The sequence below is a fragment of the Mameliella sp. CS4 genome (assembly GCF_019392335.1).
Classification (GTDB): domain Bacteria; phylum Pseudomonadota; class Alphaproteobacteria; order Rhodobacterales; family Rhodobacteraceae; genus Antarctobacter.
The window spans coordinates 136,322-156,401 of the sequence record NZ_JAHXRQ010000008.1; the positions used below are offsets into that span (position 1 = coordinate 136,322).

The window sequence follows — 20,080 nt, forward strand, 5'->3', positions numbered from 1 at the left end:
AGGGCACTTTGCGATTTCTGTTCCTGTTCCTCGCGCTGCTGGCCACGCCTCTGGGCGCACTTACAATCACCGACAGCGCGGGCCGCGTCGTCGAGGTGCCCGACGAGGTGACCACCGTTTTTGCCGCCGGGCCGCCCGCCTCTGTCCTGGTTTACGTGCTGAAGCCCGAGGCCCTGACCGGCTGGCCCCGGGCGCTGCGCGCCGAGGAACGGGCCTATATCGCCGAACCCTTCCGCGACCTGCCTGAAACCGGCCGTCTGACCGGGCGCGGCGGTGAGGCCAACCTGGAACGGGTGCTGCAGATCAAGCCCGACCTGATCGTCGATTTCGGCTCTGTCCGGGACACCTATATCGACCTGGCGGATCGGGTGCAGGCGCAAACCGGCATTCCCTACCTGTTGATCGATGGCCGGTTCGAAAACACCCCCCAGGCCCTGCGCCTGTTGGGCGAGGCGTTGGGTGTTCCGGACCGTGGCGAGGCGCTGGCGGCGGATGCCGAGGCGCGCTTTGCCAGCATCGACGCGCTGCTGAGCGAAATCCCCGAGGAGGCCCGCCCCCGCGTTTACCTGGCGCGCGGGCCGGATGGGCTGGAAACCGGCATGAAAGGCTCGATCAACACCGAGATCATCGAGCGCGCGGGCGGACGCAACGTGGCCGATGACGGTGGTGCGACGCTCGGGCTGGTCAGGGCCTCGATGGAACAGGTCATCGTCGCCAATCCCGATCTGGTCGTGACCTGGGACCGGACCTTCTTTGACCGGGTCTGGGAGGATCCCCTGTGGCAGGGTGTCGACGCCGTTCAGAAACGGCGTGTCTACCTGTCGCCCACGGCGCCCTTTGGCTGGATCGACCGCCCGCCTTCGCTGAACCGGATGATGGGACTCACCTGGATGGCGGGGCTGATGTATCCCGACCGCTGGCCGGGAGAGTTGCGCAAGGAGGCGCGGGAATTCTACGCGCAATGGTATCACGTCGACCTGTCCGAGGACGCGCTTGATCGTCTGCTGGAGTGGGCCGAAGGACGCCCGCCAGAGTGAGCCGGCCCGCGCTGCCCCTGCTGCTGGCGCTTGTGCTGGTGCTCATGGCCTTTGGGGCCGTGATGGTGGGGCCGTTCGGCCTGTCGCCGGGCGAGGTTTTGCGGACCCTTGTCGGGCAGGGCGATCCGCAGGCCCGGATCGTGATCTGGAATATCCGCCTGCCGCGCGTCGCCGCCGCCTTGCTGGTCGGCGCGGCGCTGGCCGCCGCAGGGGCCAGCTACCAGGCGCTGTTTCGCAATCCGCTGGTCTCTCCGGACATCCTGGGCGTGTCGGCGGGCGCGGGACTGGGGGCCGTGGCGGGGATCTTTCTGTCCCTGCCGGTGGCGGCAATTCAGGCCTCTGCCTTTGTCGCCGGCATGGTTGCCGTGGGTGTGGTGACGCTGGTGGCGACCGCCGTGCGCGGCGCCGACCGAACCCTGACATTGGTTCTAGTGGGGGTGGTGATCGGGGCGTTGGCCGGGGCCGCGACCTCTCTGCTCAAGGTGCTGGCCGATCCCTATGACCAACTGCCGGCGATCACCTTTTGGCTGCTGGGGTCGCTGGCCTCTGTCACCTCTGCCGACATCCTGCCGGCCTTGCCCGCCGTGCTGGTCGGGCTTGTGCCGCTGACGCTGCTGCGCTGGCGGATCAACGTGTTGTCGATGGGCGACGAAGAGGCCCGCGCGCTGGGCGTCGAGGCCGGGCACACCCGGTTCCTGGTGATCGCCTCTGCGACGCTGGTCACGGCCAGTGTGACCGCGCTGGCTGGTGTCGTCGGCTGGGTCGGGCTGGTGATCCCGCATGTGGCGCGGATGCTGGTCGGGCCGGGGTTCGGGCGCTTGTTGCCGGTCTCGGCCCTGATCGGGGCGGGCTACCTGCTGGCGGTGGACACGCTGGCGCGGTCCATCGCCCCGGTCGAGGTGCCGCTGGGCATCCTGACGGCGGTAATTGGCGCGCCCTTTTTCGTGGTCCTGCTGGCGCGCGGGCGCCGGGGCTGGTCCTGATGCTGGAGGCCCGCGCCCTGTCCATCGGCCACGGCAAGACCCGTGTTGGCAGTGGCCTGTCGCTGCGGGTGGCGCCGGGCGAGGTGCTGTGCCTGCTGGGGCCAAATGGCTGTGGCAAGACCACTCTGTTCCGCACCCTGATGGGGCTGCTGCCGGCGCTTGCGGGTGACGTGTTGCTGGGGGGGCGGCCCGTCACCGCCCTGACCCGGGCCGAGATCGCGCGCCGGATCGCCTATGTCCCGCAGGCCCATGCGCCGCCTTTTCCCTTTGAGGCGTTGGAGGTTGTCCTGATGGGGCGCACCGCGCGGCTGGGGGCGTTTGGGCAGCCGGGCCGGACCGACCGGGCCACGGCGCTGGATGCGATGGATCACCTGGGGATCGCGGACCTTGCCGGGCACAACTATGCGCAGCTTTCCGGCGGTCAGCGCCAGTTGGTCCTGATCGCCCGCGCCCTGGCGCAGGAGGCGCCGCTGATTGTCATGGACGAGCCGACCGCCAGCCTGGATTTCGGCAACCAGGCGCAGGTCCTGTCGCGGATCGCCGCGCTGGTTTCCGGCGCGCTGGACGACGGGCGCAGCGTCGTCCTGTCGACCCATGATCCCGACCAGGCCTTTGCGCTGGATGCGCGTGTGGTTCTGATGCACCGGGGCGGCATCCTGGCCCAGGGCGCGGCCTCGGAAATCCTGGACGGCCCGCGCCTGAGTACGGTCTACGGCATGCCGATCACGGTCGAGACCACGACCAGCGGCCGCCGTGTCTGCCTGCCTGCCGTGACGTAACCTGCGCTCAGCGGCGCTGGAACAGGATCACCACCAGCGCCAGCAGCGACGACCCCAGCATCAGCAGCAGGGACACCGCGTTCAACAGCGGCGTAGACCCCTCTTTCAGTCGGTCGAACATGGCGATGGTCAGCGGCGCGTCAGAGCCGACCAGCATCAGCGTGGTGTTGAAGTTCTCGAAGCTCATCAGGAAGGCCACGACCACCGCGCCGATCATCGCCGGCATCAGGAAGGGAATGGTGATCGTGCGCACCGCCGTCAGCCGCGTCGCGCCCAGGTTCAGCGCCGCCTCTTCCAGCGTGCGGTCGAACTTCTGCAACCGCGCGGTGATGACCAGCGTGGCGATCGTGGTGATAAAGCTGAACTGCCCCAGGATGACCAGCAGCAAGCCGGGACGCAGTGCCTGGATATCCATCTGGGCAAGGTCCCAGATGCCGTTCGCCAGGGTCGACGAAAAGACGAGGATGGAGATGCCCAGCACGATGCCGGGAATGACCAGCGGCAACAGCATCAGAACGTAAAGCAGCCCCTTGCCCCGAAAGTCGTAGCGGTTGAACAAAAAGGCATTTGTGGTCCCGACGCAGACCGACAGCACCGCGACGCAGGCGGCGACAAAGGCCGAGGTGCCCACGGCCCGCAGGATGCCGCGTTCGTGGAACACTCCGATCTGCGGGCGGTCCTCGCCAAAGAACCAGTTCCAGGTGAACCCCTCCCAGGGAAGAGAGGGGAACTGGCTGTCGTTGAAGGCAAAGACCGCGACCACGGTCAGAGGCAAGGCGAGGTAGAGGAAGAACAGCAGCACGTAGCTGCCGTAGATCAGGCGAAAGCTGCGGGATTGGGGAATGGTGGGGATCATCGGCTTATCCCATCGTTTCCTGCAGGGTGCGCCCCGTCAGGCGCAGCATCCCCCAGACGATCACCGAGGAGAGCACCAGCAGCATGAAGCCGAAGGCGGCGCCCAGCTCCCAGTTGGAGCGGACGATGAACTGGTTGTAGATCATCTCGGTGAACCACAGGCTGTCCTTGCCGCCCAGCATGGTCGGGGTCAGGTAATTGCCCAGCGACAGCATGAAGACCACGATGCAGCCCGACACGATCCCGGGCATGGCATGGGGGATGATGATTTCCCGCAGCACCGACACCCCGTTGCCGCCAAGGTCATAGCCCGCCTCGATCACGCTGTCGTCTAGGCTTTCCAGCGTCGTGACCAGCGGCACCACCATGAACAGCATCGAGGTATAGACAAGGCCGACCATCATGGTGGCATCGGTGTACAGCATCTCGACCGGCTGATCGGCCAGGCCCGCCCATTGCAGCAGGGTCGACACCAGCCCGGTTTCGCGCAGCAGGATCATCCAGCCGAATGTGCGCACCAGTTCCGAAACGTAGAAGGGAATGAGGCACAGCATAAACAGCACCTGCTGCAGGCGGCCCTTGGCCATCTTGGCGATGTAGTAGGAAACCGGAAAGGCGATCACCAGCGTGATGGCCGTGGCCAGCACCGACATCACCGCCGTGCGCCAGAACGTCCGCAGATAAAGCGGCTCTGTCAGCGCCTTTTCGTATTGCGCCAGGCTGGTCTCGTAGACGCCAAAGCTGATGCGTTCGCGGATCGAGATGAGGAACATGTCGATATGCGGAATGACGATCAGCAGGCCCAGCCACAGGACCAGCGGTGTCAGCAACAGGATGAATCCGATGCGGGCATGGCTGCGCATCAGATTGCCCCCTTGAAACAGGTCGCCTGCGCCGCGCCCCAGCCGATGTGCACCGCATCGCCCCGTTTCAGCGCGTCAAATTCCCCGGACTGGGGCAAGGTGACCTCCAGCGTTTCGCCCGCATCATCCTGGACCAGAACGCGCGAGGCGGCGCCGTTGAACAGGATGCTTGTCACCTTCCCTTGCAGCTGGTTGTCGAACCCGCTCAGCGCCTCGGCGCTGGCGGCAAGGCGGATGGATTCCGGGCGGACAAAGATCTCTGCCGTATCGCCTGTGGTCATCGGCCCTGCGGCAGTCGCCTGCATGGCCAGCCCGCTGTCGGTGCGCATCTGCAGGGCCTTGCCCTCGACGCGGTCGATGCGGCCTTTCCAGCGGTTCGCCTCGCCGATGAACCCGGCGACAAAAGGCGTTTCGGGGCGATAATACAAATCCTGCCCGGTGCCGACCTGCTCGAACCGTCCGGCATTCATGACGGCGATCTGGTCGGACATCACCAGCGCCTCGGACTGGTCGTGGGTGATGTAGACAAATGTGGTGTCAAAGGCCGCCTGCAGCGCCTTGAGTTCCACCTTCATGTGTTCGCGCAGCTTCAGGTCCAGCGCGCCCAAAGGCTCGTCCAGCAGCAGAACGTCCGGTTCCAGAACCATGCAGCGGGCGATGGCGACGCGCTGTTTCTGACCACCCGACAGCTCATCGACCTTGCGCCCGCCGATCCCGGGCAGGCCGATGCGGTCCAACGCCTCGTCAACCTTGCGGGCGATCTGGTCCTTGGGCATCTTCTGCCGCCGCAGCCCGTAGCCGATGTTTTCCGCAATGGTCATCATGGGAAACAGGGCCAGATGCTGGAACACCATGTTCACCGGGCGCTTGTTCGGCGGTGTGTCCAGGACGGATCCGCCCTTGATCCGGATATCCCCGGAGGTCGGATCGAGAAACCCCGCAATCATCCGCATGATCGTCGTCTTGCCGCAACCCGAGGGCCCCAGAATCGAAAAGAAACTGCCCGGCGGCACGGAAAAGGACACGTTGTCGACGGCGGTTGTCTCACCGAACCGTTTGACGAGGTCGGTGCATTCGAGATCAGGGGTCATTCGGGACGTCCGTTCAATGTGGCGGCACCCGGAACACCGGGTGCCGCCCGTGTCAGATCAGTTGGCGGCCTGGACGCGGTCCAGGACCTCGCCTTCGATGGCTTCCAGACCGGCGGGAACCGGCGGATACCACTTGATGTTGTCGATGGCCTCCTGCGGGAAGCTGTTCTGGTACTTGGCCTTCAGCCCGTCCTCGACGTATTCGTCCGCTCCGGCGGAGGCGGTGAAGTTGCCGGCTGCCGCGGTGATCATGGCCGCGATTTCCGGCTGCATGACAAAGTTGATCCACTCATAGGCGACATCGTCGGCCTGGCCCTTGGCGGGCAGGACAAAGGTGTCGATCCAACCCAGAGCGCCCGAGGCCGGGGCGACAAAGGTGATGTCGGCGTTGTCGTCGTTCAGCTTCCAGCCGCCGGTGTCCCAGGCCATCGAGGCGGTGACTTCGCCCGAACGGACAAGGTTCATCAGCTCGTCGCCGCCACCCCAGTAGGTTTTGACGTTGGGTTTGCACTCGGCCAGCTTGGCTTCGACCTTGCCCATGATCTCCTTGTATTTTTCCTCGTCGCCGTAGGCAGCAAAGGGATCTTCACCCATCGCGAAGGCAAAGCCGATCAGCGTCGGGCGCTTCAGGCGGTAAGTCACCTTGCCTGCGACGGCCGGATCGCAGAGGTCGGTGTAGTCTTTGACCGTGTCACCCGCCTCGGCGGTGTTCAGCACCAGGCCGGAGGTGCCCCAGACGTGCGGCACGCCATAGACTTCGTCGTTCACGGTGGTGTTGGCCATCGTGGCCATCAGCATCGAGGGGATGAACAGCGACTCGTCGATTTTGGACATGTCGATAGGCTTGTAGATGCCGAATTCCATCTGCGGACCCATGACGCGGTCCTGGCTGGGCTGGACCAGGTCGAACCCGCCGCCGCCGGTGGCGCGCAGCTTGGCGATCATTTCCTCGTTGTTGGACTTGGTCACCTCGACGGTGTGACCGGTCTTCTGCTCGAACAGCTCGATGACCTCGTCGGGGGCGTAGCCGCCCCAGGTCAGCAGGCGCAGCGTGTCGGCGGAGGCCGTGGTGGCCATCCCCGCGATCAGGGTGGTGGTCAATAGGATGGTTCTGGACATGGGTCTCTCCTCTGTCGGGTCGTGGTTCTGTCCCGGGGCCTGCCGGGAAAGGGCAGGAGGGAACCGGGACGCGATTTGGGCCTTATGGGCCTCTTGTTTGACGTTTACATGAAATCAGTGCGATTCCAGAAGGTTGCCCCGGCGGAAGCTCCGCCGGGTGCAGGGATCAGAGCGCCGCCTTGAACAGCGCTGTCAGGTTCTGCTCGGTCAGTTCGATCGGGTTTCCGCCGCAGGACGGGTCGATGATCGCGCCCTTGACCAGCGTCGGGATCGCTTCTTCGGTCACGCCGAGATCGGACAGGGTGCGCGGGATGTTCAGGCTGTCGTTGAGATCCTGCACGAAGGCGCGGAACCCGTCAAAGCCGCCGTCGATGCCGAGATAGGCTGATGCCGTGTCAAATCGGTCGCGGATGGCATCGGCGTTGAACGCCAGCACCGTCGGCATGCAAACCGCGTTGGTCGTGCCGTGGTGGGTGTTGAAATGCGCGCCGATGGGGTGGCTCATGGCGTGGATGGCGCCCAGTCCCTTTTGAAAGGCAGTGGCGCCCATCATGGCCGCGCTCATCATCTGGGCGCGGGCCTCGATGTCCTGGCCGTTGGCGAAGGCACGGGGTAGGTATTCCTTGACCAGTCGCATGCCTTCCAGCGCGATACCCTGGCTCATCGGGTGGTAGTGCGGGCTGCTGTAGGCCTCGACACAATGGGCAAAGGCATCAAGTCCGGTGCCCGCGGTGATGAAGCCCGGCATGCCGACGGTCAGTTCCGGGTCGCAGATGACGACCTCGGGCAGCACCTTGGGGTGAAAGATGATCTTCTTCTCATGCGTCTCGGAATTGGTGATGACGCTGGCGCGCCCCACCTCGGACCCCGTTCCGGCGGTGGTCGGCACGGCGACGATGGGGGCGATCACATCCGCATCGGCACGGGTCCACCAGTCGCCGATATCCTCGAAATCCCAGACCGGGCGCGTCTGACCGGCCATGAAGGCGACCATCTTGCCCAGGTCCAGGCCAGAGCCGCCGCCAAAGGCGATCACGCCGTCATGGCCGCCGTCGTTATAGGCCTTCACCCCGGCGGCGAGGTTCTTTTCGTTGGGGTTCGGGTCCACATCGGCGAACAGCGCGCGGCCAAGCCCGGCCTTGTCCAGAACGTCCAGCGTCTGGGCGGTGATCGGCAGGTCGGCCAGTCCGCGATCCGTGACCAGCAGCGGGCGAGAGATACCCGCCTGCGCGCAGGCGCCCGGCAGTTCAGAGATACGGCCCGCGCCGAACTTGATGGCGGTGGGGTAGGACCAGTTTCCGGTCAGGCTCATTTCGTCACCTTCTTCAAGTGATAGGATTTGGGGCGTGTGAGGTTGTGATAGCCGATGACGGACAGGCCGCCGCCGCGTCCGGTCTGCTTGCAGCCGGTCCAGCACAGGCCGGGGTCAAGGTAATCGGCCCGGTTCATGAAGACGGTGCCTGTCTCGATCCGGTCGCCGACCCGTTCGGCGCGCGCAACGTCCTGTGTCCAGAGCGAGGCGGTCAGGCCGAAATCGCTGTCGTTCATCAGCGCGATGGCCTCTTCGTCACCCTTGACCTTCATGATGCCGACCACGGGGCCAAAGCTTTCATCGCGCATGACGCGCATGTCATGGGTCACGTCGGTCAGGATCTGCGGCGTCAGGTAGGTGCCGCCGTCATCCTCGGGGAAAGTGTCGATATGGGCGGTGGCGCCGGCCTCGACGGCTTCCTTGATCTGGGCGCGGACCTCTTGCGCGAACCGGACGTTTGCCATCGGGCCGATTGTGGTGTCCTGGTCCAGCGGGTTGCCCATCTTGTAGCCCCGGACAACCGCCAGCGCCTTTTCAAGGAAGCTGTCGAAAAGCGATTCATGAACGTAGATCCGTTCGATCCCGCAGCAGCACTGGCCGGAATTGAACATCGCCCCGTCGATCAGCGTATCGACGGCGGCATCGACATCCGCATCCTCCATGACATAGCCCGGGTCCTTGCCGCCCAGTTCCAGCCCGATGCCGGTAAAGGTCCCCGCCGCCGCCCGTTCCATCGCCTTGCCGCCGCCCACCGATCCGGTGAAGTTCACGAAGTCAAAGGCGTTGGCGGCGATCAGGTCAGAGGTCGTGTCATGGCTCAGAAAGACGTTCTGGAAAACCTCTTCGGGCACGCCGACCGAGTGGAAGGCCCGCGCCATGCGCTCGCCCACCAGCAGGGTCTGGGTGGCGTGTTTCAGAATCACGGTGTTGCCCGCGATCAGGGCCGGGGCCACGGTGTTGATGGCGGTCATGTAGGGATAGTTCCAGGGCGCGACCACCAGCACCAGCCCCAGCGGCACGCGCTTGATGTACCGTTTGAATGTCTCGTCCTCGCCGACCTCAATCGGGGCCAGCGCCTCTGCCGCGATTGCCGCCATGTGCGAGGCGCGTTCATCGAAACCGCCGAATTCCCCGCCAAAGCGCACCGGGCGGCCCATCATGTGCGCCAGTTCCGGCACGATCTCGTCGTTCATCGCGCCTACGGCGGCGACGCCCGCCATGACCAGATCGACCCGCTCCTGCAAGGGGCGGGCGGCCCAGGCGGCCTGCGCGGCACGGCCCTTCGCGGCGGCGGTTTTCGCCTCGTCCAGCGACAGCGTGGGGCGTTCGGCAAAGACCGAGCCGTCGATGGGGGAGATGCATTTCAAAGTATTGCTCATTCTGTCCTCTATGGATCGGGCCGGGTGGCCCTCATGCAAGCTCGAACCCGCGCGCGACTTCGTAGTCGGTCACGACGCGGTTGAAGTCCTCGATTTCCACCTCTGCCGCGCGGGCATAGTGGGTGACCACCTCTTCGCCAAAGGCCTCGCGCAGCAGGTCGGATTTCATCAGCGCCGCGCGCGCGGCGGGCAGGGTGGTTGGCAGCTCCGGCGCCTCGCCCGCGTAGGCGTCGCCGGAAAAGGCCGGGGCCAGCTCCAGACCCTCTTCGATGCCCTTCAGGCCGGCGGCCAGCATTGCCGCCATCGCCAGGTAGGGGTTCATGTCCGACCCGCCGACCCGGCATTCGATGCGCACCGCCTTTGATCCGTCGCCGCAGAGGCGGAACCCGGCGGTGCGGTTGTCGATGGACCAGATCACGCGGGTCGGGGCAAAGGTGCCGACCTGGAACCGCTTGTAACTGTTGATGTAAGGGGCGAGGAAAACCATGTAGTCGGGCGCGTATTTCAGCAGTCCCGCGACATAGGCCTTCATCAGCGCCGACATGCCCAGCGAGTCGCTCTCGTCGAAAAACACCGGCTTGCCGTCCTGCCAGAGCGATTGATGGACATGGCTGGACGAGCCGACCTTGTCCTGGTGCCACTTGGGCAGAAAGCTCGCGGCATGGCCCTGCTGGTGGGCGATTTCCTTGACCGCGTGTTTGGCGATCGTGTGATATTCGGCGGTGTCCAGCGCCGGGGCATACTTGATGTTCAGCTCTTCCTGCCCGGTTTCCGCCTCGCCCTTGGAATTCTCGATCGGCAGGCCTGCCGCATAGAGGTGGTTGCGCACCGGGCGCATCACATGCTCTTCGCGGCTGGTCAGCTGGATGTTGTAATCCTCGTTGTACCCCGACAGCGTCGCCAGGTCGCGAAAGCCGGATTTGCGGATCTCGTCAAAACTCTTTTCGAAGAGGAAGAACTCCAACTCCGTCGCCATCATCGGGGTAAAGCCCTTGGCCTCGGCCCGGGCGACCATCTTTTTCAGCATGGCGCGGGGGGAATGCGGCACTTCCTCGTGGGTGTGGTGATCCAGCACGTCGCACAAAACCATGACCGTGCCCTCGAGCCAGGGCATGGGGCGCAGGGTGGCCAGGTCCGGCTTCATCACGTAGTCGCCATAGCCCTTTTCCCAAGAGGTGGCGGCATAGCCCTCTGGCGTGGCCATCATCAGGTCGGTGGCCAGCAGGTAGTTACAGCAGTGGGTTTCCTCCCAGGCGCTGTTCACGAAATGCGCGGCGTGAAACCGCTTGCCCATCAGGCGGCCCTGCATGTCCACGATGCAGGCCAGGACGGTGTCCACCTCGCCGGAGGAGACCTGCGCCTTGAGGTCATCGAATGTCATGGGGCCGGGCATCGGGCATTCCTTCCAGTGGTCTCTCAAAGGGGACCCCGGCGCGAGGTGCGGCGCCGGGGCTTTGGATTTGTCCCCGGGACAACCCCGGGGACGACGGCGATCAGCCGTAACGGTAGGGGCGTCCGGCCTTGGCCATGTCCGCGTTGTACTGCTTGAAGATCTCCACGACCTTGGCCTTGGTCTCGGACTCTGCCGCGATCTCGTCCCAGAAGGTGCGCGCGGCCTCTTCGACCGTGTCCCATTCGGCATCGGGGATCGAGGTCAGCTGCATCTTTTCGCCGTTGACGCGCAGCCGCGCCTCACCACCCCAGTACCACCACTGGCGGTAATAGTGCGACTGTTCCATGCAGGTGGCCAGCAGCAGTTTCAGATCCTCGGGCAGTTCTTCCCAGCGGCCCATGTTGGCAAAGAAATGCCCGATCCAGGCGCCGGAAATGTTGTTGGTGAGGAAGTAGTTGGTCACATCCGCCCAACCCACCGTGTAATCCTCGGTGATGCCGGACCAGGCGATCCCGTCCAGCTCGCCGGTCTGCACGGCGACCTCGATGTCTTCCCAGGGCAGGGTGACGGGCACGACGCCGAACTGGCTCAGGAAACGGCCCGCGGTGGGGAAGGTGAAGACCCGCTTGCCCTGCAGGTCGGCGAGGCTGTTGATCGGGTCCTTGGTGGCGAAATGGCAGGGGTCCCAGCTGCCGGCGCTGATGTGCTTGACCCCGACCTTGGCGTATTCCTCGGCCCAGATCTCGTTCAGGCCGTACTGGTTGAACAGGACAGGCACGTCGAGCGAATAGCGCGAGGCGAAGGGGAAGTAGCCGCCGAAGACAGTCACCTCGGTCGGCGAGGCCATGCTGTCATCGTCCGACTGCACCGCGTCGATGGTGCCGCGCTGCATGGCGCGGAACAGTTCGCCCGTGGGCACCAGCTGGTCGGCGTAGAACAGCTCGATCTGCATCCGGTCGCCGGCGATGGCGTTGAAGCGGTCGATGGCCGGTTTCACCACATGTTCCGCCAGCGCGGCGCCCGCGTAGGTCTGCATCCGCCAGGTGATGGTGGATTGTGCCAGCGCCGGGGCGGCCAGCGGTGCGGCGGCAACGCCCACACCGGCAGTTTTCAGAAACTTTCTTCTCGAAGTCGTCATATCCGTTCTCCTTGTTGAAAATCTGTCCTCTTTTTCGAGGCTTCTGAGGGGTTATTTTCCGTAAACGAGGTCGGGCAGCCAAAGCGCGATCTGCGGGAAGACCATGACCAAGGCCAGGGCCAGCACCATCACCAGCGCAAAGGGGATGATCGAACGATAGATGTCCTTGAGACCGATTTCCGGCGGCGCCATCGCGCGCATCAGGAAGAGGTTATAGCCGAAGGGCGGCGTCATGTAGGCGATCTGGGTGGTGATCGTGTAAAGCACCCCGTACCAGATCAGGTCGAAACCGAGTTCCCCCACCAGCGGCACGTAAAGCGGTGCGACGATCACCAGCATGGCAGTGTCGTCCAGGAACGTCCCCATGATGATGAAGGACAGTTGCATCAGAATCAGGATCATCCAGGGGCTGAGGCCCAGCTGTTCGGTGAACAGCGACTCGATGGCGCGCACCGCGCCCAGCCCGTCGAAGATCGCGCCAAAGCCCAGGGCGGCCAGGATGATCCACATGAACATGCAGGAGATGGCCAGCGTCTGGCGCACCGAGGTCTCGAACACCTCGCGGTTCATCCGGCCCTTCAGGATTGCTGCAACGAAGGCGGCCATGGCCCCGATGGCCGAGCTTTCGACAAGCGAGGTCCAGCCCTTGACGAAAGGCACCATCATCACGGCAAAGATCACAAGCGGCAGGATGCCCGCGCGCAGCAGGCGCAGTTTCTCGGCCCGGCTGACGTTACGCTCGTCCTCGGGCAGGGGCGGGCCAAGCTCTGGCTGCGCACGGCAGCGCACGTAGATGTAGATGATGAACATCGTGGCCATCATCAGGCCGGGCACCACGCCTGCCAGCCACAACTGACCCACCGGCTGGCGCGCGATCATCGCATAGAGCACCAGCACGACAGAGGGCGGCACAAGGATGCCAAGGGACGAGCCGGCCTGGATCACCCCTGTCACCATGATCTTGTCATAACCCCGGCGCAGCAGCTCCGGCAGCGCGATGGTGGCGCCGATGGCCATGCCCGCCACACTCAGCCCGTTCATGGCGGAGATCAGCACCATCAGCCCGATGGTCCCGATGGCAAGTCCGCCGCGCACCGGCCCCATCCAGACGTGGAACATCCGGTAAAGATCGTCGGCGATCTTCGATTCCGACAACACGTAGCCCATGAAGATGAACATCGGCAGCGTCAGCAGCGGATACCATTTCATCAGCTTCATGGCGGCGGCAAAGGGGACGTCGACGCCCCCCGTGCCCCAGAGCAGCAGCCCGGCCAGCGCACCGACAAAGCCGATGGCGCCGAACACGCGCTGCCCGGTCAGCAGCATCAGCATCATGCCCGAGAACATGAGGATGGCGATCATTTCATAGGACATCAGATCTCCACCCCGCGGATGCGGCCGATGTCACGGAACAGCTCGGCGAGGGTTTGCAGCAGCATCAGGAAGATGCCGAAAGCCAGCACCAGCTTGACCGGCCAGAGGAAGGGCCGCCATGCGGTCGATGAACGTTCGAGATAGCCCAGCTTTTCGCCCGCCGCCTCGAAGCCGCCGGTGAAAAGCGCGCCGAAGAACTCGGCGAAATACTCCAGCGGCTGCATCCCGAAATAGCCCAAGGCATAGGCCAGGGACCCCAGCGCGCCGTACAAAAGCACACCCAGGTAGAACATCAGGAAAAAGACGGTGAAGGCATCGACCCAGGCCTTGGTCCGCACCGACCAGCCGCCATAAAACAGGTCCATCCGCACGTTCGATCCCAGCTGGATCGAATACGGCCCGCCCAGAATGTAATAGGCGACCATGACGAATTGTGCGGTTTCCAGCGTCCAGAGCGAGGGCAGAAAGGCGACCTTGGACACCGAGGACCACAGCAGCACGCCCACCAGGACAAAGATCAGGTACATGGCGATGCGCCCGATAAAGCGGTTCATCGCGTCGACGCCATGCACAAACCCGGTGATGATCCTAGGCATCGGTCACCTCCGCAGGAACGGCGGCCAGCGCCGGGCGCAGCATCGCCAGAAGTTCGGATGCGATGGCCTGCACGTCCTCCAGCGTGGTCAGCAGGTCATTGCGGACCTCGATCATCACGTTGGGCAATCCGCGCGAGATGCCGTGCAGTTTCAGAGAATGGGTCACGCCGTCCTCGGGTCCGTAGGGCTTGTTGCGGTCAACGCGTCGGTCCTCTTCGGGTGTCTGGGCCAACATGATGTCGGCCAGCCGGCTGTCGCTGTCGTGCAGGATGCCGATTTCGGTCTCACGGGTTGTGCCATGATAGACCGGGGTAAAGCTGTGCACGGTGACGACGGCCCGTGGCCGTGCCGAAAGCAGCCGGTCGACGGCCTTGCAGAAGGGGCGATAGACCGTCTCTACCCGCTCGGCCTTTTGCGCGGGCGTCAGGTTCGCGTTGCCGGGTATTTCCACAATTTCAGAGCGGACGGGCATCGCGCCGTCGGCCTCTGGCGGTCTGTTGATGTCATAGACCAGCCGCGACACGCGTCCGGCCACAAGCGGCGAATCAAGTTCTGTCGACAACATGCGCGCCAGCGCCAGCGCACCGGGATCCCAGGCCGCATGGCTTTGCCGCCACTCGGGGCGCAGCCCGAGATCGCCGTAGCGCTCGGGTATATAGGCCGACGCGTGTTCACACAGCAGCAGGGCGTCGCCCGTGCCTTCGGCATTGATCACGCTGACGGCGGGTTCACGGCCGCCGTGGTCGCTTTCCGACATGCAGGTCCCCCTGTTCTGAAAAAAATTTTCCACATTGGCGCGGGTTGTGTCAATATTTCTTCACGAGGCGACGGGCAGATTCATGCGGTTGACACGCATCGGGGCGCGTTTCGCACAAAATGCAGCGACTGCGATGCAAGGAAGTGAGCCGTGACACAGCCCAGTTCGACCGTCCGGGAATTGATCCGGCAGCACTATTCGGACCTGACGCAGTCAGAGCGCAAGTTCGCCAATGCCCTCTTGGAAAACTACCCGGCGGCGGGGCTTGCCTCGATCACCATCGTCGCGGGGCAGACCGGGGTGTCGACACCGACGATTGCGCGCATGGTGCAGAAACTGGGGTTCAAGGGTTTCCCGCAGTTCCACAAGGCCCTGCTGAAGGAATTGCAGGCCAAGGTCTCCGGTCCGACGGAGCGGCGCGCCAACTGGGCGACCGAGGCGCCGGAGTCGCACCTGTTGAACCGATTTGCCAAGGCGGTGACGCAGAACCTCCAGACCACGTTCAGCAACGTGCCCAGCGAGGCCTTTGACGCCGCGGCGCACCTGCTGGCGGACACGGATCACACGCTGTTCATCGTGGGCGGGCGGATCACCCATGCGCTTGCGGATTACGCCTTTACCCACCTGCAGGCGGTTCGGCCCCGGGTGATCCACCTGACGTCGTCCTCGGCGACCTGGCCGCATTACCTGCTGGACATGGAAAAGGGCGATACGCTGCTGATGTTCGACATCCGTCGCTATGAGTCCAACCTGTTGCGGCTGGCAGAGCTGGCGCGCGAACGCGGGGTCGAGGTGGTGCTGATCACCGACCAATGGTCCAGCCCGGTGGCCGAGATCGCGACACACAGCTTTAACTGCTGGGTGGAAATCCCCTCGGCCTGGGATTCCAACGTCTCGACGCTGATGCTGCTGGAGGCGTTGATTTCAGCGACCCAGGAAGAGGCCTGGCCGAACACCAAGGACAGGTATGAACGGCTGGACAGGCTGTTTGAGCAGACAAGGTTGTTTCGCAAGCCGGGCGGGCAATAGATCGGGCGCTATGAGGCGGGTGCCGCCTTGTCGGGCAGGGCGTTGCGATAGCCATCGTTGATGACGCGCCGCATGGCGTCCTGCGCCTCGGCGGGCACGCCAGAGGCAATGGCCGCCGCAACGGTGCGGTGCCGGTCGACGACGGTCTTGCGCCGCTCGGGAAAGGTGGCGACGCTTTCGGACATGAACAGGGAATACAGCGCGGTCTGGACCAGGTCGCCCAGCGACTGCAGGAACCGGTTGCCGGACAGGCGCAGCACCTGCTTGTGGAACTCGTAGTCCGCCAGGGCGAAATCCGCCCGGCTTTCGGCGTTCTCCAGCGCGTCGCAGAGCGAAAAGAGATCGTCGCAGTCGATCTGGTTGACCCGCCCGGCGGCCTGGGCGGCGGCGGCGGGTTCAAAGATCATCCGGATCTCGAACAGTTCCTCGTAGTAGCGTGTCGGGTTCTTGACCGAAGCATGCCAGCGCATCACGTCCTGGTCGAACATGTTCCATCCGTCGGCTGGCCGCACCTGCGTGCCGACCTTGGCCTTAGACTGGATCAGCCCCTTGGCAATCAGAGTCTTTTTCGCTTCGCGGACCACGGTGCGCGACACGCCGAACATCTCGCACAGGTCCGGGTCCAGCGGGATCATCGTCTCGGGCGGGTATTCCCCGGCGACGATGGCAAGCCCCAGCTGGTCGACCACAAAGCTCGTGTGATTGCTCGCGCGGTCGCCCCCGCCGTGGACAAGCGTCATGAGTGAGCGGCGGAGCCAGTCGTTGTTCGTCGTCTTGCCTGCGTCGCCCAAGTCAGCCCTTTCTGCAGCACGATGAAGGCAAAGAGCAGCCCCCCGATCACGATCTTGGTCCACCAGCTGGACAAAGTCCCGTCGAACACGATGTAGGTCTGGATCAGACCCATGATCAATATGCCGAAAAAGGTGCCCGCCACAAAGCCGTAGCCCCCCGTCAGCAAGGTGCCCCCGATGACGACCGCGGCGATGGCATCCAGTTCGACCCCCACGGTGGCCAACGAATATCCCGCCGAGGTGTAGAGCGAGAAGACGATGCCCGCGAGCCCGGCAAGCCCGCCGGAAACAGCGTATATCCCGATCGTGGTCGAGGCCAGCGGCAGGCCCATCAGCTTGGCCGTCTGCCCGCCGCCGCCAAGAGCATAGACGTTCTGACCAAAGCGGGTGCGATGGGCCACCAGGATCCCGACGAGAAAGGTCAGCACCATGAGCCCGCCGATCAGCCGGAACCGCCCGCCCGAGGGGTCTTTCCAGTACAGGCCCTGCAGGAAATCGTAGAATTCATGCGTGATGGGCACGCTTTCGGTCGACAGCACATAGGCCGCGCCACGCGCCAGGAACATGCCCGCCAGCGTGACGATGAAGGGCGGCATTTCCAGGTAATGGATCAGCGCCCCCATCGCCGCGCCAAAGGCAGTGGTGATCATCAGCACCAGCGCGAAGGCCACCAGCGGATGCATCGAGGTATCGCGCAGCACCACGGCCAGGAAAACCCCGGTGAAGGCGATGACCGACCCGATGGACAGGTCGATGCCGCCCGAGAGGATGACAAAGGTCATGCCGACCGCCGCGATGCCCAGAAAGGCATTGTCCGTCAGCAGGTTGGCAACGACCCGCGTCGACAGCATCGACGGGTAGGCAGAGGCGCAGAGCGCATAGGCCAGCACGAAGGTCGCCAGCGTGACCAGCAGCGGCAAATGGGTCGAGCGGATCATTGCGCCTCTTCCTTCTGCGTCTTGGGCAAGGGGGCCGTGTCGGGTTGTGGTTGCGGCCCCGAGGCGCGCAACATGTACATCAGGTAGCTGATCCGCGGGCTCTGGATCACAAGGATCGCGAGGATCAGCAGCGCCTTGATCACAAGGTTGAACTCTGGCGGCATACCCGACAGCAGGATCACCGAGTTGACCGACTGGATGATCAGCGCGCCAATCAGCGAGGCAAGGATCGAAAACCGTCCGCCCAGCAGCGAATTGCCCCCGATCACCACGGCAAGGATCGCGTCCAGCTCCAGCCACAGCCCGGCATTGTTGGCATCCGCGCCCTTGATGTCGGCGGCCACGATCACGCCCGCCAGCGCGGCGCAAAGGCCGGACACCAGGTAGACACAGACCAGCAGGACCCGGCTGTTGATCCCCGCCAGCCGCGAGGACCGCTCGTTGATCCCGATGGCCTCGATCAACATCCCCAGCGCGGTGCGGCGCACGACGAAGATCACCAGCGCACCCAGCGCCATCCAGATCAGGATCGGCGTCGGCACACCGGCGACAACCCCGGCGCCCAGGTGGATCAGCCCCTCGTTCGAAAAGGTCAGGATCTTGCCCTCGGTGATCAGCTGGGCGACGCCGCGCCCGGCTACCATCAGGACAAGCGTGGCAACGATGGGCTGGATCTTGAGCACGGCGACAAGGATGCCGTTCCACAGCCCGCAGAGCGCCCCGGCGCCCAGCCCGGCCAAGAGCGCCGTGACCCAGCCGTGCCCCTCGACCACCACCGCCGCCGAGGTCGCCCCGGCGATGGCCATGACCGCGCCCACTGACAGGTCGATCCCGCGCGTGGCGATGACCAGCGTCATGCCGACACAAAGGATCGCCACGGGTGCGGCCCGGTTCAGCACGTCGATCAGGTTGCCGAAGAGCCGCCCGTTGCGAAAGTCGATGTCGAAGAAATCCGGAAAGACGACCAGGTTGATCGCCAGTGCCGCCGCCAGGATCAGCAGCTGCGGCAGGATCCGTTTGAACGTGGAATGCTTGGGTCCGATCATCGGGCGCCCTCCTCGGCCGGGGTGCCGTGCTCGGCAATGGCGTGGACGATGTTCTCGGGCGTGATCTCGGCACCGCTGAGTTCGCGCACCTGCTTGCGGTCGCGCAAGACGATGACGCGCGTGGAATAGGCCACCAGTTCTTCCAGTTCCGACGAAGCGACCAGAAGGGCCATTCCGTCAGACCGCAACTGTTCGATCAGGGCGATGATCTCGGCGTGGGCGCCCACGTCGATGCCGCGTGTGGGCTCGTCGAGGATCAGGAAATCGGGATTGGTCGCCAGCCAGCGCGCCAGCAGCGCCTTTTGCTGGTTGCCGCCCGACAGCAGCCGGATCGGCATGTCGAGACTGGCCAGACGGATGTCCAGCGCCTTGACGTAACGCTCGGCGATCTCGTTGACCTCAGCGCGTGGGATCGGGCGCATCCAGCCCTGGCTGGCCTGCCGCGCGAGAATGATGTTGTCGCGCACGGACAGGTCTCCCACGATGCCCTCTGTCTTGCGGTCCTCGGGGCAAAGGGCAAAGCGGTGTTTTACGGCCTCGCGCGGGGTCGAGACCGGGATTTCCTTGCCGCGCAGAAGGATGCGGCCCTGATCGGCTGGTACCGCTCCGAATATCAGGTTCGCGGTTTCCGTCCGTCCGGACCCCAACAGCCCGGCAAGGCCGACGACCTCGCCTTCGCGCAGGGCCAGAGACAATGGGTCCAACATGCCGCGCTTGCCGAGGTTCTCGACCTCGATCAGCGTTTCACCGGCCTTGGCCGGCTTGCGATCGTGCACCTGTGACTCCAGTTGCCGGCCCAGCATCAGGGTGACAACGTCCTTTTGGGACACATCGGCCAGCACACGTGTGCCGACCACGCGCCCGTTGCGCAGGATCGTGGCGCGGTCCGAAATCTCGAAGACCTGATCCAGGAAATGGGTGATGAAAACCACGGCCAGCCCGCGGTCGCGCAACTGCCGGATCACCGAGAACAGCAATTGCACCTCGTCCCGGTCAAGGCTGGCGGTCGGCTCATCCAGGATCAGCACCTTGCCCGACATCTCGACCGCGCGGGCAATGGCAACAACCTGCTGGATCGCCACGGAATAGGCGGTCAGCGGTTCCGCCGGGTCGATGTCCAGGCCGTAGCCCGCCAGCGACTCGCGCGCCATCGCGTTCATCCGGCGCCGTGCCATCAGGCCCCAGCGCATCGGCTGGCGCCCAAGGTAGAGGTTTTCCGCCACCGTCAGATTGGGCAGCAGGTTCACCTCCTGGTAGACCGTGCCGATGCCCATTCTCTGGCTGTCGGCGGTGGACTGGGGCGAAACCTCTTGCCCGTCGAGGTGGATGGTGCCGTTGTCGCGCTGATAGGCGCCTGTCAGGCATTTGATGAGGGTGGATTTTCCGGCGCCGTTCTCACCCAGAAGTGCGTGCACCTCGCCGGGTTCCAGCCGCAAGTCTACCTCGTCCAGGGCGATGGTGCCTGGGAAAAACTTGGATATGCCCTTGGCGTGCAGCACAGGGCCCGTGTCATGTGTCATGGCTGACTCTTGTCGGCGGGGGAGAGCATTGCAAGCCCGCGACCCGGCCTGGTCGAAAAATCCGGGGCCGGACGTCAGCA

General features: G+C 64.5%; 19 protein-coding genes. 4 read left to right on the forward strand and 15 right to left on the reverse strand.

Annotation, left to right across the window (positions count from 1 at the left end):
• Nucleotides 1-8 precede the first annotated feature (8 nt).
• From KZZ07_RS12075 to KZZ07_RS12085, 3 genes are read left to right on the forward strand one after another with little or no spacing between them, the layout of a single operon-like run.
• Nucleotides 9-1,037, forward strand: coding sequence for an iron ABC transporter substrate-binding protein (locus KZZ07_RS12075; protein WP_219514432.1), 1,029 nt, complete (start codon nucleotides 9-11; stop codon nucleotides 1,035-1,037).
• Complete coding sequence (locus KZZ07_RS12080; RefSeq protein ID WP_370631140.1) at nucleotides 1,034-2,020, forward strand: FecCD family ABC transporter permease; 987 nt, start codon at nucleotides 1,034-1,036, stop codon at nucleotides 2,018-2,020. Before KZZ07_RS12075 ends, KZZ07_RS12080 begins: the two co-directional genes overlap by 4 nt.
• Nucleotides 2,020-2,799, forward strand: a complete 780-nt coding sequence (locus tag KZZ07_RS12085; protein WP_219514434.1) for an ABC transporter ATP-binding protein — start codon at nucleotides 2,020-2,022, stop codon at nucleotides 2,797-2,799. The genes KZZ07_RS12080 and KZZ07_RS12085 overlap by 1 nt, the downstream gene beginning before the upstream one ends.
• A 7-nt stretch (nucleotides 2,800-2,806) precedes the next feature.
• Here the strand turns inward: KZZ07_RS12085 and KZZ07_RS12090 are convergent, their stop codons facing one another.
• From KZZ07_RS12090 to KZZ07_RS12140, 11 genes are all read right to left on the reverse strand, one after another.
• On the reverse strand, nucleotides 2,807-3,655 hold the full coding sequence (locus KZZ07_RS12090) for an ABC transporter permease (protein ID WP_219514435.1): 849 nt from the start codon (nucleotides 3,653-3,655) through the stop codon (nucleotides 2,807-2,809).
• A gap of 4 nt (nucleotides 3,656-3,659) precedes the next feature.
• Nucleotides 3,660-4,517 carry an ABC transporter permease gene (locus KZZ07_RS12095; RefSeq protein WP_219514438.1) on the reverse strand — a complete coding sequence of 286 codons (858 nt, stop codon included), beginning with the start codon at nucleotides 4,515-4,517 and terminating at the stop codon, nucleotides 3,660-3,662.
• Complete coding sequence (locus KZZ07_RS12100; RefSeq protein WP_219514440.1) at nucleotides 4,517-5,608, reverse strand: ABC transporter ATP-binding protein; 1,092 nt, start codon at nucleotides 5,606-5,608, stop codon at nucleotides 4,517-4,519. Before KZZ07_RS12100 ends, KZZ07_RS12095 begins: the two co-directional genes overlap by 1 nt.
• A 57-nt stretch (nucleotides 5,609-5,665) precedes the next feature.
• Nucleotides 5,666-6,727: an extracellular solute-binding protein gene (locus tag KZZ07_RS12105; RefSeq protein ID WP_219514442.1), complete on the reverse strand. Its 1,062-nt coding sequence runs from the start codon at nucleotides 6,725-6,727 to the stop codon at nucleotides 5,666-5,668.
• Nucleotides 6,728-6,893: 166 nt separating this feature from the next.
• Nucleotides 6,894-8,039, reverse strand: coding sequence for an iron-containing alcohol dehydrogenase (locus tag KZZ07_RS12110; RefSeq protein WP_219514444.1), 1,146 nt, complete (start codon nucleotides 8,037-8,039; stop codon nucleotides 6,894-6,896).
• Nucleotides 8,036-9,418 (reverse strand): aldehyde dehydrogenase family protein, encoded by a 1,383-nt coding sequence (locus KZZ07_RS12115; protein WP_219514445.1) that lies wholly within the window; start codon nucleotides 9,416-9,418, stop codon nucleotides 8,036-8,038. The genes KZZ07_RS12110 and KZZ07_RS12115 overlap by 4 nt, the downstream gene beginning before the upstream one ends.
• Before the next feature lie 31 nt (nucleotides 9,419-9,449).
• Nucleotides 9,450-10,811, reverse strand: coding sequence for a glutamine synthetase family protein (locus KZZ07_RS12120; RefSeq protein ID WP_219514446.1), 1,362 nt, complete (start codon nucleotides 10,809-10,811; stop codon nucleotides 9,450-9,452).
• A 100-nt stretch (nucleotides 10,812-10,911) separates the two neighbouring features.
• Entirely contained in the window at nucleotides 10,912-11,949 is a 1,038-nt protein-coding gene (locus tag KZZ07_RS12125; protein ID WP_043137003.1) for a TRAP transporter substrate-binding protein, read from the reverse strand.
• A gap of 51 nt (nucleotides 11,950-12,000) precedes the next feature.
• The gene (locus tag KZZ07_RS12130; RefSeq protein ID WP_219514447.1) at nucleotides 12,001-13,323 is read right to left on the reverse strand and encodes a TRAP transporter large permease; all 1,323 of its coding nucleotides are present in this window, start codon (nucleotides 13,321-13,323) and stop codon (nucleotides 12,001-12,003) included.
• Nucleotides 13,323-13,919 (reverse strand): TRAP transporter small permease subunit, encoded by a 597-nt coding sequence (locus tag KZZ07_RS12135; RefSeq protein ID WP_219514448.1) that lies wholly within the window; start codon nucleotides 13,917-13,919, stop codon nucleotides 13,323-13,325. Before KZZ07_RS12135 ends, KZZ07_RS12130 begins: the two co-directional genes overlap by 1 nt.
• A complete protein-coding gene (locus KZZ07_RS12140; RefSeq protein ID WP_219514449.1) occupies nucleotides 13,912-14,676 on the reverse strand; it encodes an N-formylglutamate amidohydrolase in 765 nt (254 codons plus the stop codon). The genes KZZ07_RS12135 and KZZ07_RS12140 overlap by 8 nt, the downstream gene beginning before the upstream one ends.
• A 150-nt stretch (nucleotides 14,677-14,826) precedes the next feature.
• Between KZZ07_RS12140 and KZZ07_RS12145 the strand changes: the two genes are divergently transcribed.
• Entirely contained in the window at nucleotides 14,827-15,705 is an 879-nt protein-coding gene (locus KZZ07_RS12145; RefSeq protein WP_219514450.1) for a MurR/RpiR family transcriptional regulator, read from the forward strand.
• Nucleotides 15,706-15,713: 8 nt separating this feature from the next.
• Here KZZ07_RS12145 and KZZ07_RS12150 read toward each other — a convergent pair whose 3' ends face one another.
• The 4 genes from KZZ07_RS12150 to KZZ07_RS12165 are packed head-to-tail and all read right to left on the reverse strand — an operon-like array spanning nucleotide 15,714 to nucleotide 20,000.
• Nucleotides 15,714-16,445, reverse strand: a complete 732-nt coding sequence (locus tag KZZ07_RS12150; RefSeq protein WP_219514452.1) for a FadR/GntR family transcriptional regulator — start codon at nucleotides 16,443-16,445, stop codon at nucleotides 15,714-15,716.
• Complete coding sequence (yjfF, locus tag KZZ07_RS12155; RefSeq protein WP_219514454.1) at nucleotides 16,442-17,434, reverse strand: galactofuranose ABC transporter, permease protein YjfF; 993 nt, start codon at nucleotides 17,432-17,434, stop codon at nucleotides 16,442-16,444. Before yjfF ends, KZZ07_RS12150 begins: the two co-directional genes overlap by 4 nt.
• A complete protein-coding gene (locus tag KZZ07_RS12160; RefSeq protein WP_219514457.1) occupies nucleotides 17,431-18,480 on the reverse strand; it encodes an ABC transporter permease in 1,050 nt (349 codons plus the stop codon). Before KZZ07_RS12160 ends, yjfF begins: the two co-directional genes overlap by 4 nt.
• Entirely contained in the window at nucleotides 18,477-20,000 is a 1,524-nt protein-coding gene (locus KZZ07_RS12165; protein WP_219514458.1) for a sugar ABC transporter ATP-binding protein, read from the reverse strand. The genes KZZ07_RS12160 and KZZ07_RS12165 overlap by 4 nt, the downstream gene beginning before the upstream one ends.
• Between the last annotated feature and the right edge of the window lie 80 nt (nucleotides 20,001-20,080).

Bases quoted from the DNA above. Each gene is read 5' to 3' on its own strand.
- KZZ07_RS12085 (WP_219514434.1), top strand. From the start codon at position 2,020: ATGCTGGAGGCCCGCGCCCTGTCCATCGGCCACGGCAAGACCCGTGTT.
- KZZ07_RS12090 (WP_219514435.1), bottom strand. From the start codon at position 3,655: ATGATCCCCACCATTCCCCAATCCCGCAGCTTTCGCCTGATCTACGGC.
- KZZ07_RS12095 (WP_219514438.1), bottom strand. From the start codon at position 4,517: ATGCGCAGCCATGCCCGCATCGGATTCATCCTGTTGCTGACACCGCTG.
- KZZ07_RS12100 (WP_219514440.1), bottom strand. From the start codon at position 5,608: ATGACCCCTGATCTCGAATGCACCGACCTCGTCAAACGGTTCGGTGAG.
- KZZ07_RS12105 (WP_219514442.1), bottom strand. From the start codon at position 6,727: ATGTCCAGAACCATCCTATTGACCACCACCCTGATCGCGGGGATGGCC.
- KZZ07_RS12110 (WP_219514444.1), bottom strand. From the start codon at position 8,039: ATGAGCCTGACCGGAAACTGGTCCTACCCCACCGCCATCAAGTTCGGC.
- KZZ07_RS12115 (WP_219514445.1), bottom strand. From the start codon at position 9,418: ATGAGCAATACTTTGAAATGCATCTCCCCCATCGACGGCTCGGTCTTT.
- KZZ07_RS12120 (WP_219514446.1), bottom strand. From the start codon at position 10,811: ATGCCCGGCCCCATGACATTCGATGACCTCAAGGCGCAGGTCTCCTCC.
- KZZ07_RS12125 (WP_043137003.1), bottom strand. From the start codon at position 11,949: ATGACGACTTCGAGAAGAAAGTTTCTGAAAACTGCCGGTGTGGGCGTT.
- KZZ07_RS12130 (WP_219514447.1), bottom strand. From the start codon at position 13,323: ATGTCCTATGAAATGATCGCCATCCTCATGTTCTCGGGCATGATGCTG.
- KZZ07_RS12135 (WP_219514448.1), bottom strand. From the start codon at position 13,919: ATGCCTAGGATCATCACCGGGTTTGTGCATGGCGTCGACGCGATGAAC.
- KZZ07_RS12140 (WP_219514449.1), bottom strand. From the start codon at position 14,676: ATGTCGGAAAGCGACCACGGCGGCCGTGAACCCGCCGTCAGCGTGATC.
- KZZ07_RS12150 (WP_219514452.1), bottom strand. From the start codon at position 16,445: ATGACGCTTGTCCACGGCGGGGGCGACCGCGCGAGCAATCACACGAGC.
- yjfF (WP_219514454.1), bottom strand. From the start codon at position 17,434: ATGATCCGCTCGACCCATTTGCCGCTGCTGGTCACGCTGGCGACCTTC.
- KZZ07_RS12160 (WP_219514457.1), bottom strand. From the start codon at position 18,480: ATGATCGGACCCAAGCATTCCACGTTCAAACGGATCCTGCCGCAGCTG.
- KZZ07_RS12165 (WP_219514458.1), bottom strand. From the start codon at position 20,000: ATGACACATGACACGGGCCCTGTGCTGCACGCCAAGGGCATATCCAAG.